The 14,556-nt window shown below is 45.2% G+C and carries 19 protein-coding genes; all 19 read right to left on the bottom strand.

The window, feature by feature from the left end; genetic code table 11:
* Positions 1-2: 2 nt before the first annotated feature.
* On the bottom strand, positions 3-410 hold the full coding sequence (locus tag SNE26_RS24130; protein ID WP_321556416.1) for a hypothetical protein: 408 nt from the start codon (positions 408-410) through the stop codon (positions 3-5).
* Positions 388-1,002 (bottom strand): conjugative transposon protein TraK, encoded by a 615-nt coding sequence (gene traK, locus SNE26_RS24125; RefSeq protein ID WP_321556415.1) that lies wholly within the window; start codon positions 1,000-1,002, stop codon positions 388-390. Before traK ends, SNE26_RS24130 begins: the two co-directional genes overlap by 23 nt.
* 83 nt (positions 1,003-1,085) lie before the next feature.
* Positions 1,086-2,234, bottom strand: a complete 1,149-nt coding sequence (locus SNE26_RS24120; RefSeq protein WP_321556414.1) for a plasmid transfer protein — start codon at positions 2,232-2,234, stop codon at positions 1,086-1,088.
* Positions 2,231-3,010: a hypothetical protein gene (locus SNE26_RS24115; protein ID WP_321556413.1), complete on the bottom strand. Its 780-nt coding sequence runs from the start codon at positions 3,008-3,010 to the stop codon at positions 2,231-2,233. Before SNE26_RS24115 ends, SNE26_RS24120 begins: the two co-directional genes overlap by 4 nt.
* On the bottom strand, positions 3,007-3,675 hold the full coding sequence (locus SNE26_RS24110; RefSeq protein WP_321556412.1) for a hypothetical protein: 669 nt from the start codon (positions 3,673-3,675) through the stop codon (positions 3,007-3,009). Before SNE26_RS24110 ends, SNE26_RS24115 begins: the two co-directional genes overlap by 4 nt.
* Entirely contained in the window at positions 3,672-4,337 is a 666-nt protein-coding gene (locus tag SNE26_RS24105) for a hypothetical protein (protein ID WP_321556411.1), read from the bottom strand. The genes SNE26_RS24110 and SNE26_RS24105 overlap by 4 nt, the downstream gene beginning before the upstream one ends.
* Positions 4,334-5,026 carry a hypothetical protein gene (locus tag SNE26_RS24100; RefSeq protein WP_321556410.1) on the bottom strand — a complete coding sequence of 231 codons (693 nt, stop codon included), beginning with the start codon at positions 5,024-5,026 and terminating at the stop codon, positions 4,334-4,336. The genes SNE26_RS24105 and SNE26_RS24100 overlap by 4 nt, the downstream gene beginning before the upstream one ends.
* The gene (locus SNE26_RS24095; RefSeq protein ID WP_321556409.1) at positions 5,023-7,446 is read right to left on the bottom strand and encodes a TraG family conjugative transposon ATPase; all 2,424 of its coding nucleotides are present in this window, start codon (positions 7,444-7,446) and stop codon (positions 5,023-5,025) included. The genes SNE26_RS24100 and SNE26_RS24095 overlap by 4 nt, the downstream gene beginning before the upstream one ends.
* Positions 7,424-7,711, bottom strand: a complete 288-nt coding sequence (locus SNE26_RS24090; protein ID WP_321556408.1) for a plasmid transfer protein — start codon at positions 7,709-7,711, stop codon at positions 7,424-7,426. The genes SNE26_RS24095 and SNE26_RS24090 overlap by 23 nt, the downstream gene beginning before the upstream one ends.
* Positions 7,712-8,017 (bottom strand): DUF4134 domain-containing protein, encoded by a 306-nt coding sequence (locus SNE26_RS24085; protein WP_321556407.1) that lies wholly within the window; start codon positions 8,015-8,017, stop codon positions 7,712-7,714. It abuts the gene before it with no gap.
* Positions 8,018-8,236: 219 nt separating this feature from the next.
* Complete coding sequence (locus tag SNE26_RS24080) at positions 8,237-8,527, bottom strand: DUF4134 family protein (RefSeq protein WP_321556406.1); 291 nt, start codon at positions 8,525-8,527, stop codon at positions 8,237-8,239.
* A gap of 3 nt (positions 8,528-8,530) precedes the next feature.
* Positions 8,531-8,812, bottom strand: a complete 282-nt coding sequence (locus tag SNE26_RS24075; protein ID WP_321556405.1) for a hypothetical protein — start codon at positions 8,810-8,812, stop codon at positions 8,531-8,533.
* Positions 8,809-9,162: a hypothetical protein gene (locus SNE26_RS24070; RefSeq protein WP_321556404.1), complete on the bottom strand. Its 354-nt coding sequence runs from the start codon at positions 9,160-9,162 to the stop codon at positions 8,809-8,811. Before SNE26_RS24070 ends, SNE26_RS24075 begins: the two co-directional genes overlap by 4 nt.
* On the bottom strand, positions 9,159-9,785 hold the full coding sequence (locus SNE26_RS24065; RefSeq protein WP_321556403.1) for a ParA family protein: 627 nt from the start codon (positions 9,783-9,785) through the stop codon (positions 9,159-9,161). Before SNE26_RS24065 ends, SNE26_RS24070 begins: the two co-directional genes overlap by 4 nt.
* A gap of 21 nt (positions 9,786-9,806) precedes the next feature.
* Positions 9,807-10,784, bottom strand: coding sequence for a relaxase/mobilization nuclease domain-containing protein (locus SNE26_RS24060; RefSeq protein WP_321556402.1), 978 nt, complete (start codon positions 10,782-10,784; stop codon positions 9,807-9,809).
* Positions 10,785-11,035: 251 nt separating this feature from the next.
* Entirely contained in the window at positions 11,036-11,902 is an 867-nt protein-coding gene (locus tag SNE26_RS24055; RefSeq protein ID WP_321556401.1) for an IS3 family transposase, read from the bottom strand.
* A gap of 41 nt (positions 11,903-11,943) precedes the next feature.
* Positions 11,944-12,312 carry a transposase gene (locus SNE26_RS24050; protein WP_321556400.1) on the bottom strand — a complete coding sequence of 123 codons (369 nt, stop codon included), beginning with the start codon at positions 12,310-12,312 and terminating at the stop codon, positions 11,944-11,946.
* A gap of 324 nt (positions 12,313-12,636) precedes the next feature.
* On the bottom strand, positions 12,637-13,047 hold the full coding sequence (mobC, locus tag SNE26_RS29580; RefSeq protein WP_373695585.1) for a plasmid mobilization relaxosome protein MobC: 411 nt from the start codon (positions 13,045-13,047) through the stop codon (positions 12,637-12,639).
* A gap of 224 nt (positions 13,048-13,271) precedes the next feature.
* Positions 13,272-14,228 (bottom strand): hypothetical protein, encoded by a 957-nt coding sequence (locus SNE26_RS24040; RefSeq protein ID WP_321556399.1) that lies wholly within the window; start codon positions 14,226-14,228, stop codon positions 13,272-13,274.
* Positions 14,229-14,556: the final 328 nt, after the last annotated feature.

Genomic DNA, 14,556 nt, shown 5'->3' with positions numbered 1-14,556 from the left:
ATTTAATTTTCTTTGATGGCTTGCAGGCGGTCGAGCGCGCTATCCAGCGTCAGGCTATCACGGAAATCCAGTCGTTTTTTCCGGCCCAGGCTGTCGACAATCTTTTTGAGATCAAGGGTTTCCCTAATGCGATCCGTTGCCGCCATGATCTGGCTGAAACCATCCTGGATAGGGTTTGTTGTTTTAGAAACAATTGCGACTGCTTTTTTTTCATTCCTGAATATGGTAAATGACAGGGCAGCTGAAGTAAGTAAAAAGAGGATCATCGTTCCAAAGAGGAATTTCGGATACTTGCTGAGCAGGCATTTCCATGCGTTGCCAGCGAGCAGAAAATAAGTCCCGAACTCCCGCCTGATCTCACTATACAGGGTATCCCTTGGATCCCTGTTAGAATGAATTCTTTTCCACATTTTGTAAGTCTTTATTTTCGAGGGTTTTCCAGTTGGTGATCAGCACGCCGTGGGGATTATTATTACTACGGGGGATATCCTTCAAATAACCCTCGGTAATTAATGACCTGACAACCGTAGAGCTTCGCCGGTCAATTTTTAGTCTGCCATAGAACCGGAAATAATGTTTGGGCATGTCTAAAGTAATGGAATCCGTTTGCAGCGTAAGCACGGAACTGGATGACAGGATCGAATTAAAAAATCCATTTTCCTTGAGATCGTTATATTGCCTCATTCCGGATTCATCGACGAGGTACATGGCTTTTTTCATTTGGTACTCCATGTAATTATCATCCGGGGTGAGTGAAAAGAAAAGAGAATGAAAAAGATCGACGTGAGCCCGGTATTCCGCCGGCCTGTTCATCTGCATATCCGTTTGCCTGGCGAGGATCGGGACATTATTATCCAGTATATAAATTGTCTTCTGCGCATTTGAAACCAATTTGTAGGCATATAAACTGTTCATGGCGACGATGACCAGTGCTGCCAGGAAACTACCAGCTGCGATGAAAGTTGCCAGCCGGACCTTAGCTTCAATATTTTTTATGATCATAGCTTGTCTTGAATTGAAAAGGCCGCCTGGTTTCCCAGTACGGCCTTGGATGAAAGAGAGAAGAAAAAAGAATATTTAAAAGCTTAAAAAAAGCTGCCTGACATTCTTCTGGCCACGCCGACCACTGTTCCGGCACTGCGGCCAAAAGTCGATGTAGCTGAACTGATACCTGAGGTAGAGATGATCCAGGTCGAAATGCTTGGTACCGTGAACATACAGATCGCGCCAATGATAAATACGACGATCACGGTTCCAAAAGATAGTATACCATTGCCAGCGAACCAGGCCATTTTTTCCATGTTGGCGCTCAATCCGTTTTTTCCTACGAGTTCCTGATATTTTGATATTTCGGAAGTCATGGCATACTCCTGCATGAGCCCGCATAAATACATAATGAGATAAGCAATTCCGCTATAGAGATTCACTGATATAAAACGGGCGATCCAGGTACTGAAACTGTCCCGAAACGCAGGCAGGATACTGACGGCAACGGCGAACGGACCCAGGATGATCAAGATCGTTGAATAAATAATCTGGATCATGAAAATAATATACACGGCCAGCCGCAAAATCCAGATGCCAATCAATTCGAGTAATTGCGTAAAGAGTAATTGCATGCCTACTGTCAGCCGATTCTTCAATTCGAGTAAGGGAGATACGACCGTACTGATCCCTTGCTTAACAGTGCTGGTGACCTGGTCCCATGCCCGGCCGTACCAGGTATCGCTTTCCTTTTCCGCGACTTCCGCTTGCGCCTGGTAGGTATACATGGAGTTGGCGACAGCCAGCATCAGGTTAGCGCGGTTCAGCCGGAGGTTATTGACGACCGTCTGCTCGCTCATGAACATTTGTTCCGTTTGGTTTGCGATAAGGTCGGTCGGAAAGGCGATCATTTTAACGAAAGGCCCCCACCATAATATAATCATGGAAAGCCCGAAGGGCCTTAATAGGGGCATAATCTCCAATTGCTTGTCACCGACCATCATCTCATAGCTCTTGATGGCAAAAAATATGATCATAAAGATCGCCGAAAGAGCCTTCGCATCGGTAATGAAAAGGTCGAAGTGTGACCATTGCGAATCTTTAAGGCCTTTCAGGAAAACCATGACACCTGTTTCATAAACTCCATCTCCCTGCAGGAACTCCAGCGTTTTATCATTGTCGATCGTTTGAGCGAATAGTGTTGACGCTGTCCAGAGCAGCAGGATTAGTACGGTAAATTTCTTTTTCATTGTATATGTTGTAAAACTTTGTTTGCGATCTGGACATCCGACTGCGGTGTCCAATCAGGAACGCCGACAAGGTTGCTTTTCAATCTTTGTTGGCGGGCGGCCATATCGAGTGTTGTTTGCGCAGATGAGGTTCGGATTGCCCAAACCCCGGCAAGCTGACGGTATTCTATTAATAAGCGATGATAAGCCATGATCCTCGCACCGCGGTCCATATCTGTGGTATGGGCGGCGGAAACACGCTCCCGGAGCATATCCAGTTCATTTTTATACCAATCATATAGCCCTTCGGAAATCAATTTTGAGCTCACCTGAGGTGAGAGACCGGTTAAAATGCCTGCCGGCGTGTAGTCCAACACGGGTTTAAGTTGCTTGCTGTAATAAATCCGCCATAATGGGTCGAAATCAGCAGCAAGACCTGATTGGTTGGCGATCTCACTTAGAGCCGTATTGCGCACGGTATCGGACTGTAATTTGTATTTATTATCCGTAGCGTTCATGGCAGCAACAAGTGCCAGTCTCTGTGTCTGCGGACCGGAAGCATTTAAAGGGCGCAGGTCATTGTTATGATAATTGGGATAAAACAATCCCCAAGTCAGCCAGTAATAAGGATTAAGGTGCAGGAATCCAGGTGTTGGGGTAAACTTTTTTTGATCCCATTGGAGAAAGACCATGCGTTCCTGCTGATAGCGGATACTTTCGTCTTTGACAACGGATTGTGCGCTGCAAGGTTGCCAGAATATCAATAATATAAAGGACAGCAATATTAAAAACTTCATTGTCTGAGAAATTTAGCGTTTTGGATGATTTGGGAAACGATTGATTTGTCCTGATTAATGAATCCGGCGTATGGGTTAAGTGAAGCGATGATACCGCGCTCCTTCGCCCAGTACATGGCTTTCCATGCCCCGTAAGCCAGTCCGTCAAGGATTTGCAGTTCCTGGGTAACTTTTCGCAACAACTGGTCACGCGAATTGTAATCCGCAAGGATATTATTACCTTCTTTTAGGATATATCCGGAAACATCGCTGACGAGGGCAATGGCACGCAGCCGCATTTCAGCGGCAATTTTATCTGCAAAAGTTAGCAGGTAAGGCTCGCTTCTGGCCATGGTTAATGCCTGATTAATGTAATAAGTCATGTCTGACACAGTAAGCGCCATGTTCTTGACGGCAAGGCCATTCTTCAGCGCTGAGTTGACATTCGATAAACTCTCATAGATGATGGTTTGCACGAGAACGACTGAGCCTACATTGGTGTTAAGATCGTTGATATTCGTATTGATCTTTCCAAGGTATTGTTCATGCGTAATTTCCGCGCTGCTTCTTACTGCGGCGTTTTGCGCGACAGCTGCAGCATGCCAGGGGTCGACCACAGATCGCTGTGCAAAAACAGAAGAGATAGTTAGACAACATACCAGGATGAACAGGATTATCTTTTTCATTTCAGATATTTTGCGTTTTGAATGATGTCCTTACCGATGGTTATATCTGCATCGATAAAGTTCTGAAAGGGGTTTGCCGCCCGTAGCAGGGATGCCAGCGAAGAGTACTGCATCAGGTTTAACATATTGCCAGATAGTTCCTGGATGTTGCTCAATTCGGAAAGCACATAGTCAAACAGTACTTTGCGGTCGGATGCCTTCATTTGGTTAACGTCCCCGAGAGAAAGTGTCAGGCCCGTCACGTAGGCGATCAGGTCGTCGGCTGCAGAAGCGAACTGTAGTTCCGACTGGTAACCTAAAGTGAACATTGCAGGGTTCTTTTCAGCGAGGCCGATGATCTGAGCCTGGTTACTCACGATCCTGCTGACCATTGGTGCGGCGGAAACACCAATATCCGCTATATCGATGGCTGTTGCAAGCTTATTATACCGTTGTTGTAATTTTCGGTAGCCTACCTTCATTTTGTCAAGCAATGTAAGGTTAGCCTGTTCATTGGCCGAGGTTATTACCTGCTGGTTTTTTGCTTTTACCTGTAACTTATTTTCGGACTGCGATTGGCTGACCAACTGATGGATGCCGGGAATGTCAAGCATTTTTTGCTGTGCAAAAACTTTTACACCAAAGGCCATCATGATAGCCATAACTGATAATAGCGACTTCATGGTTTTAGGTATTTGGCGTTTGTCAATACATCATTAGCGATGCGGATATCCTGGTTTTGCCATTCTGCCCATGGGTTAAGAGAGCGGAATATGCCGTTGATCTTTGCCCAATACATCGCTCTGTCCATTCCATAGGCTATGCCGCGCAGGATGCGCATTTCCTCTGCGATATGATTGAGCAGTTTTCCCCGCTCCCCGGAATCCATCAGGTTGCCGTTGCCGCCTTTCAGTACGAACGCGCTGACATCGGCTGCGAGTGCAGCGGCCCTTACCTGGAAGTCACGGGCACCTTGCTCTGCAAACAGCAAGAGCATTGGGTCCGACTTGGCCAATTTGACCGAAGCCTGGACGTCGCTGACAATATCGGCACCGCACTCTGCGATCTCCCGGACGGTGTTGAGGTTATTGATCACGGAAGCCACCTGGCTCAGCCCCTGATAAATTTTGTTTTGCATGCTGTTGACGACCAGCAGCTGTCCGCTGACTGCGAGCTGTCCTTTTTGGATCAGGTCAAGTTTGTTATTGGTGTTGTTAAGCTGACCATTGATCGTGCTGGTGTTCATCGCGATGGCGGCAGAAACGGCCGGATCAACAACAAGCTGCTGCGCGGAAGCAACCCGGACAAAGAAAAACAAGCCAAGCCAGCATAATGACGGTTTGAGGAAGTAACAGCAAGTGGGATTTTTCATGCGTTTTTTGTTTGGTTAACATGGGTAATAAAGGAAGACAGGGACCTTCCGCTGTCTTTGAAATCAGAGATAAAAGCATCAAGTCCGTCCTGGTAGGAACCGAACCTGCTGACATAACTTTCAATGGCCGACTTCTCTGGTTTTTCTGTCGTATAGGTCAAATACTGGTGGAGCGAAACCTCCACACCATAGACTTCTCCTACCGCGCCGCGCCTGATGTAAACCTCCTTGAATCGGCCGCGCCCTTCCGTATTATCCAGCTGGTTGATAGTGAAAATCTTCCGGCGTTCCGTTTCGTTGATGGAGAGCAAGGCGGCGATGTCGTTATAATTGTCCTTGAACTTGGTTTGATCAAGCAGGCAGATCGTATCCGAATTATTAACGATACTATCTTTAACGACTGCATTACCAATGATGTCGCCGAGTTCCTGGGTAACGACGATGGCTTCACCCCAAAACTTACGCACAGTTTTATAAAGGTAAAGCAGGTAACCGGCCATTAAAGGACTCGCGATTGCCTTCCAGGCCTCTTCAACAATGAGTGTTTTGCGGCGGTCAGAACGGTAGCGCATTTTCTGGATGAACACATCCATGATGGACAGCGTAACGAGGGGAAAAAGAATTTTGGATTCCTTGATCGAGTCAATTTCATACACAATGAACCGTTCTGTAAAGAGTGATTTATCGGTTTCTTTGTTCAGAATTGTATCATATTCACCGCCTTTGTAAAACTTCTTGAGTACATATCTAAATTCATCAAAATCAAAGAGGATCTTTTCCTTGCTTTTGATTTCCGGTATTTTTTCCTGGGCGAATTCATAGAAAGAGTCAAATTTTAGTTCCCCATTCTCAGCAAAGAACTTGCTGTAATAAGCGGAGATGACATTGGCTACGACATCGCGTTCGACCGGGTTAAAAGTTCCTTCAGCTCCCTTCCAGGCCACACCGATCAGTGTACAGAGGAAGTCTTTTTTCTCTATATTATATTCCGCTTCCGTGATCCGGAAAGGGTTCATGGTGATCGGCTTCTGATCGGTGTAAGTGATATACTTACCCTGGTAATAAGCACACAGCCCACTGTAGGAGTGGCCGGTATCGACGATGACCACATCCATATTATAAAGCATATATTGCTCGATCAACCCATTCATGAAGAAACTTTTCCCGGAACCGCTGGGCCCAAGCACGAATTTGTTGCGGTTATTAATTCGGCCTGTGCGCATCGGCAGGTCAGCCGGGTCAATGCCAATTGGGATACCCTGCCTGTCGGTAAACCGGATCAGAAAATCAGATGGCTCGTCCCTGGGCAGGGATTCCTTGAAGAAAAAACAGGCGGCCGCTTCGCAGGTGGTCAGGAACAGGTCGTAAGGTTTGAGTTCGACGCTGTTGCCGGGAAGTACCGAGCGGAAAAGTTCAAGTTGATTATAGGCGTTCCTGCTGGGGATAATCCCCAATTGGAAAAGCGAACTTTCGATAAAGTTGCAAGATTTTTGCAGCGACTCTTTTGGCGCGGCGACAACGATATTAAAATGGCATTTAACCAGCAATTGGTTTTCCCGGGCAACATCTGCGAGCAGGTGGTCGATATCTTCCACGCAAATCTGGTTTGCAGGATCCGGAATGCCCGCGTGCCTTTTCCTTTTCTGCTCCAGTTTACGCAGGGCAACGACCTGGTTAGGGATCTCAATAACCTGGTTAAACACGATAACATCGCAGACGGGAACTTTGAATAAAAACGACAGGAAATCAACGGGAAAACCGCGTAGGCTTTCCTTTTCATTAAGCTCGATGTGCGTGGTGACCGTCGGCGGCAGATCGATACTGTCAATATTGATCAGGGTGATGCACCGGGCTGCTTTATCGCCAAAAACGATTTCGGTATCGGATGGCGCGATATTATTTAGCACAATATTTTGCTGCCCGAAATCAAGGCTGAGCATCTGTAGTACCAATTGATTTATGGCAGGCTCCTTTAGTGCTTTTCCCGAGGGAATGATATCCAAAACCTTACTGACAGCTTGTTTAAATTCCAGGAGTGCCCGCGCATCATAAACGTAGAAAGCACCCTTTTTAACCTGACGGGTGATGGTTAGGTAAGTGCTAACTTGTAAACATTCCCGGTCTTCGAAATGGGCGTTATACTGTTTTTGCAGATATTCTGAAGCCTGTCCGCCTTTGAAGGGAGAGGTACTAATAATATCCTGTTTCTGAATCAAGTATCCGTCGCCCAGTATCTTTACGATATTGATCAGTAGGTAGTGAAACTCTTCGTAACCGGCTTGGTAGGCGGAGTAGCGGATCACGGGGTTAACCATTTCGATAATGATCGAATACTCCCCGTTGAGACCGATCAGCAGGTCAAATTCCCCGTCGTTATCCACCCCGGCATAAGGTATGTTAAATATGGTTTTTGCGCCCATGATGGTAAAGGATTAAAACATTGGTGTTGCGGCTTTTGGCATGTAATCCGCCTTTTTGCCTGCTGGCACAATACAGCAGGCCGCCGACTGTGAAGCCGATAAGCACCATTGCCCCGAGCCACATATTGACCAGCGACATGGTGAGGGCACCGAAGACAAGGCCGGATAAAAGGGAAGCTAAGCCCCAGTAAATGTATTTCCCTTTAAAGCCTTTGAATATAAGGGGCCGTTCAAGCCCCTTATAAACAGCGAATTTTCTGGCCATTTACAGACCGAAGAATGCTTTGATGACCAGCGCGGAAACCACCAGGAAAACACACGAACCTCCCCAGCCCATGAGTTCTTTATTAATATCCTGGTCTCCCGAGTTCCATTTAGAATAAACCCGGATCGCACCGACAATGCCGACAATACCGCCGATCACTAAAGTGATGTTGGTTACAGGTGCGACATAAGTTTTAAGGGTAGTTGTGGCGGTGTTCAAGCCATTAACACCACTTTGAGCGAATACCGGCACATTCATGGCCAGCAGGACAGCTGAAGCCAGCAGTTTTTTGGTTTTGTTAAACATTATTTGGAGAAAAAAATCGAGGCAGTGATCTTTTAAAGCCGCAGGAGATGCGGCCGGGTATATGGAAAGACGGTCAGATCACGAACATCGCCTGAACAAATACGCCCCAAAGGGTAATGAAAACTCGTCGCTGATTTACGGGAGTTTGAAAAAGGATAAATGAAGACGGGAATTTTTTAGTAGCCTCCTGGCGGAGACTATGGTCGAAGCCCAAAGCGTTCAAATTCCAAATATCGCTTTGAGAAATGCACCTGCCAGCACCATGAAGAAGGCAGCAAAGAACCAGCCTGCGACATCATTATCGATGCGGTCCTTGCCCATTTGCCAGTTATGGTAGATCCTGACTGCCCCGGTAATGCCAAAGAGTGCGGCTATCACGAGCGAGAAGTCAAAGGCGGAAAAGAATGTAGATGAGAGATTTTGCTGAGCCTGTTGCATTTCCGATATGCCGGGTTGCGCCATTGCCGGTAAGGGCAAAAGGCAGCAGCCTACCATCAGGAAAGCTTTCATTTTTTAAAAGCTGACCGGCCGGATATATTCGATGGCCTCTTCGCGGGCCAGGTTGAACATTTGTTTCAAGGATACCCCACCGTGGGAAACGATGGGTGACGTTTGCGGATCAAGTAAATCTTCGATGAAAGATTTAACGGGTTCAATATGTTCTACGAAGGTAAGTTCATGCTTGCCTTCAGAGGTATCCGCTTTGCCTGCCCTTAGTCGGTCCCAAAAGATCAGGGCTGTGTAGTAAAGGATATATAAACCCGATACCCATAGCGTAAATTTTAACCAGGTCATAATTCTGTGTTTTGAATAAATTGTTTAATAATAGATTTGAGTTCCGGATGCGTGTCGAAAAGGTGCTTGACGGCGAAGGCGACGAACTTGGTTACATCAACATTGGTGGCCATTTTGAATTTATTCATTGTGTCGGCTGTTTTGCTGTCGAAACGCGTATGAACCATAGTTCGGTTTTGGCTGTTGTCGTAGGCCATGATGGCTTCCAGGATTGGTAACTGCGGCTTCTTTGATTTTTCCTTTAGCTTGCCCGCCGGTTCGGTGATTGTGGTTTTGGCCGAATCCGCAGTCGTCTTTTTCGTTCCTGGTTTTACCAGTTCTTCCCGCAGTTGATCGGCTAAGGATTTCATGGATTCCATAGGTGTTTTGCAAAGACTTGTTCGAAAATCGGGCTGATGACCGGGTAAAGTGATACCGGAGTATTGAAGGTGGTAATCCGCTGAAAGTCGATTCGGTCAGGTATGATTGCGGTAATCGTCCCGAATTTGGACAGTTGCTCGTTAACTTCGGTCATTGTTTCAAATTTTACATTGGCCTTGATCCGGTTGGGTATAAATACCACCCTTATACCGGGATTAACCTTCTTGAGCACAACCGTAAAAAGCACGGTCGATTCATAAGTAAATTCATCGTATGCGAACGGGCAGACCACCATATCAGCCGACTTGAAAACAGGGATCAACCCATCATCGTCCAGCTTTCCGGGAAGGTCGATGAGGATCGCGTCCTTTTTATTCCGGGTCAGCACATTGTGCAACATGGGATAGGTTTCCAGGCTGGCCGGCATAACGTCATAAGGTTCCGCGTTTTCCAATACTTTAGCCTTTTCGAATTTTTGGGATATGGATTGCTGATAATCCATATCGATGATAGTTACGGGCCAGGACTTATCCAGGCTCAGGTAATTCCCTGATAGGACGGTGAGCGTACTTTTGCCGACACCGCCTTTTTGATTTCCAAATAAACAGATCATAAATTGTCATGGGTTTATCCCTTATCGGGTATTAGTTCTTGCTTTTCTTTGCCTGCGGCGCTTCATGCCTAGGACTTGTTGGTCGTCAACATCGTTTGCGATAAAGACGGGACCGATATGTAGCGGCGCCACATGTTCGGATTGTGTACTTCCGTAGTCCGCTTCTTGCGCTAAAAAGTTAGTTGAACCGATCGCATGGTATGTGATCGGTTTTTCGCCGTGGAGATATTTCAAGCCGAGCACTTCACTTCCTTTAAATACTTGTCGGGTTTGATGATCGATGATGGTATAGCCATAGGGCTTTTTTCCATGGGCGCTGTGAAATACAAGCTCGATATTGTAATCCCTTTTCAGGTTAGCTACAAATCCAGGCTGCTCTTTCATCGTATTCAACAATTGTTTTAGCTCATCCGCACGTGAATCATCGATCACAAACTTTTCGATTCTGGCTACAAGCTTTTCATCATTATAATCACGTCCAATGAAACCAAGGCTTTCGAGTACCAGCTGGAATTGAGCTTTCGTAGAAAAGCGATATTTCAAGGCCTGATCATAACCCAGGACTGTGTTTAAATTATTGAGCGAGCGAACGTGTTCATAAGCGGTGCTGATCTTTTTACCATCCCTACCCACCCTGGTAGAAACAATATGTACATGGTTGTTTTCGGTATCTTTATGAAATACGATCAGGTATGGCTGGCTGCCGTACCCCATTTTTGTAAGCCAGTCAACAGCTACCTTTGTCAGTTCCTCTTTGGAGTAAGACTGACCCTTTGCGGATAATACAGCATGAAATTGAGGGTTGCCAATCCTTTTATTTCGAGCGGAAAAGACCTGAAAATAATTGATATAGTCCTGTGGCCTTAAATTCGTCAGCGCGTCAAGTGGCCCGAAGTTGGCTGCGCGCATCAGCTCGCCCTTGTTACGGTCAATTTTGTTGGTGTTGTAATTGACCCCGGCAAAGTTTCTGGATGGTTTGGGAAGAATCTTTGCAATCATGACAGGGTTAGTAACGGTGTATCTGTATGTCTCAGTAGCTGTGTAGCGGAATATCAAGGTCTGTCTCGTCCTAAAAAGTCTTTACAGTTGGGAGCTGTTAATACGATATGTTCTTTACAATAATGATACAGTCCTAACAAGGGTTTACATACTAAATGTATTAGATCCTTAAAGGGCTTTACAACATTTAACCATAGTCCTTGTCAGGCTTTACATACAGAACTTGGATGATGCAAAGTAAGTAATTAAGGTTACTCATCACAACCGATTTGATTATGTTTTTCTTTCCAATAATTTTTCCATTGCCTTGGCAGCTCTCCTTCGCTGGAATGAGCTATTTCAGGTGTCAGCATATTAATACTCATATGAGGCCTTTTGGTATTGTAGGCATCAATGATTCCTGATAGACGCAAAGCAGTTTCCTTTTTGGTACCAGGCTTGGTTTTATTCAACCATTCGGTTTTTAAAGTGCCGTTTATCCGCTCTGCTATCGCATTTTCTAATGGGTCACCATTCTCAGTCATGCTAATTTTGATATGGTAAGGCCGAAGCTTAGAGATGTATTTATCACAGCAATATTGAATGCCACGATCTGAATGATGAATAAGTTCAGCAGCTTTGTTATCAGGTAAGCCGGAAAGAGCCATTTCTAAAGCATACACGGCACCATCGGCATCCAGTTTGTTGGACAGATTCCAGCCGACGATCTTACGGGAATAAGCATCTGTGATCAATGAAAGGTACAAATAACCCTCACTGGTTACGATATATGTGATATCACTTACCCATAATTGATGTGGCCGCGTTAAAAGAATATCGCGGATAAGGTTAGGATACCTACGATACCGATGCCTTGAATCGGTTGTTACTACTTTGGTTTTGCTATGGCGTACCAGTAAATGGTTCTCCCTTAACAAATCAAAAAAAGCGTCCCGACCCATATGTATGTTTTCTCTTTTCATTGGCATACTGATCATACTTAGTAACTTACGACCTCCAATACCAGGAAGACTACTGCGTTCTTTTTGGACCATTTCAAGCACGATTTGTGATTGAGCACGGCATTTATACTCGTATTTCTGTAACTGGTAATAGGCCTGTCTGGTAAAGCCAAACAATCCGCAGAGCTTATCAATACTTAGCTCCGGACATTGTTCCTTTACTTCTTTGACTGTTTGGCTCCAGACTTTTTTCTGATGGAGATGTTAAGATCGCGTTCAGCAATATCAATCATCTTGTTTGTAGCCAAATTCGTCAGGCGCTCTCTTTCGAGGGCTGCTTCCAGTTCCAGAATACGCCGAGCCATACCTTCGGCCGTGTCCGGTAATTCCGATTTAGGTTTTTTTGGTGGATTATCCATAACGGGTGTTCTGAATTCTCCTCCAAATTTACGAACCCATTGTTGGATTGAGGCATGTCCTGGGATACCAAATTTGTCTGCAATTTGCTGTTGGGTAAGGTCGGATGTTAAATAGAGTTCGGCCACTTCACGCTTGAAATCGTCCGAATAGCGCTTTACAATTTTCATGGTTTTAATACTTTAAAATCACTCAAAACTGTAAACCTATTTCAGGACAAGACAAGATCTTTATAATCGAATAATTGCATAGCTCTGGAGCAATGTAACAGCGTTACCATGTATTTATGGATCAATGTAACTGCATACCCGGAGAGTGGCAGATCGTTACAGCGCTATATAGTCAGATCAACCTATCTGTGTAACCGGAGATCTCTATACCGACCAATCCATATAACTGAGTATCTATGTATGCACGCCCATCGATTATGCCGATATACTGATACATGGTTACACAGATCATCTGGTATTCGGATGGCCTGATCTATTATGCTATTATTTGCCCATCAGGCGAATTATCTTTCGAAGTGATATTTCGAGTTGCCGCTGAATTTTTATGTAATCATCCAAAAGGGTTTCAAAATGCTTAACAACGGTCGGGTGGAGAGTGCCCTGTAATTTAAGCACATTTGCATGCCTGGCCAACTGGTTGATGTTATTGCCTATGCGGCCCATTTCTGACCCGATTCCATCCAGGTAATTAAGGAGCTCCCGCGAGTTAGTGACTAAGTTTTTGGCATTTTCCAGAACCCTAATTCGGATTAGCTCGGTTTTGGATAAATTAAGTTCCTTCGCCAAATTCTCGAAGTTTTTAAATTCATCTTCGGTAAATCTTACGTTATGAAATTTATGACGTTTATTCCCATCTGATTTGGGTCTCCCCGTTTTCTGTTTTCGGTCAACCATAAAAAAACGAGTTGCGAGTTTTGCAAAGTCCCCCGGAGGGCAAGATTACTTTTTGTGACACAAAAAGACATCTTGCCGTTGAGGAATCAACGGAATTTTGGGTAATGCTTTTGCGCTTTACAGATCGATTATACCTTTGGATTCCCGACCGGCGAACCGTGATGTGTCATGTCACCCCGAGTATTTTAATCGATCTTTTGAGCGCCGCTCTCCCAGATGTATTCTTATCGTTCAAAAGGAACTTTCAGGTCTGAAAAGATATTCTTGTGAGCTTTTTCATCAGCGGAGATGGCTTTAAATTTCGCTTTTATTTTATCGTTGTAGTCATTGAAGCCATCGTAGAGAGGTGATCGATCAGTAGCGTACGGAAGCGCATAAATAAACTCTTTAGTGGCCAGAAAACCGGCCTTGTCCCGGTCGAAGTACACGTCGATTGAAGAAAATGCTTTGGCCTTACCAATGCCTGCTTTAAGGGCGGTGACTGAATTCAGCACGATAATGCTGTGGTCCAGCGATAAATTTTCAGTACGCCAGCTCAGGAAATTTAAGTATCCTTCAAAAATTGCGACCTTTTTGTCATTCCCTTTGATGAAAGTGATGCCCTGAGGGCCAATACAGCCTTTAAAGTATTTGTTGCGAACCTCCCAGCCATTATTTTCATTTTGCCAACCGGCAGAAAAGAAATGTTTACGGGCACCAGTATCATTTTCCACATAGTAGTAGATCTCGGATAGGAACTTTTTGCCAACGTCGAAAAGCCCTCTTCCCCGGAGATATTCCGTGATTGCCGGGTGTGTTCCCAATGGCTTCGTTTCGAGGACAATATAATGCGGTAGCTTGACCGGTAATCGTGGCCTTGAGATTTTCTCTACAGGCGGTAGACCAAGATATTGTCCATCAGCGACGGCGGTTAGCTTTTCAACTACTTCCCGGAAACCTAGATTTTTCCAATAGGCCAGGCCTAGATCAATAATATTTCCGCCTTTACGGATACCGTGATCGAACCAGACACCAAGTTCATCGTTTACGGTGAATGAGGGGTTCGTGTCATCATCCCGGATCATGCTGATATAGAACTTTTCCCTGCCGCTTTTTTTAACAGGTTCATATCCCAGCCGGGAAAGCAAATCGATAATGGAAACATTTTCTTTAAGCGCTTTGGCAGCTAAAAGTATAGACATAGTAAATAGATTTTAGTGAAACAATAGACAGGTTTCCGGCAATGCCGAATTGGACAATTACAGAACTGGGCAGTTCTCGGTACCGGCAGCGGGTATCGAACCCGATAATTCATTTCTGCCGGTATATGTGTTCGGGACTAATCACGTCGGTTTCTACAAACCGGGCTATGGGCCTGCCAATGCGCTTTCAGATTGATATGATCTCTCCTTCGCAAAATTTCCTGGTGCTAACAGGATAATGCTTCGTCCCCAGATGTCAAAGATCCAATGTTGCTCATGCTGCCGGTAGTCGTGTGCAGGATTCAAATCACCTTTTCAGTGCACTTAA

Source organism: Mucilaginibacter sp. cycad4 (assembly GCF_034263275.1).
GTDB lineage: Bacteria > Bacteroidota > Bacteroidia > Sphingobacteriales > Sphingobacteriaceae > Mucilaginibacter.
This window is presented reverse-complemented; position numbering and strand designations above follow the sequence as displayed.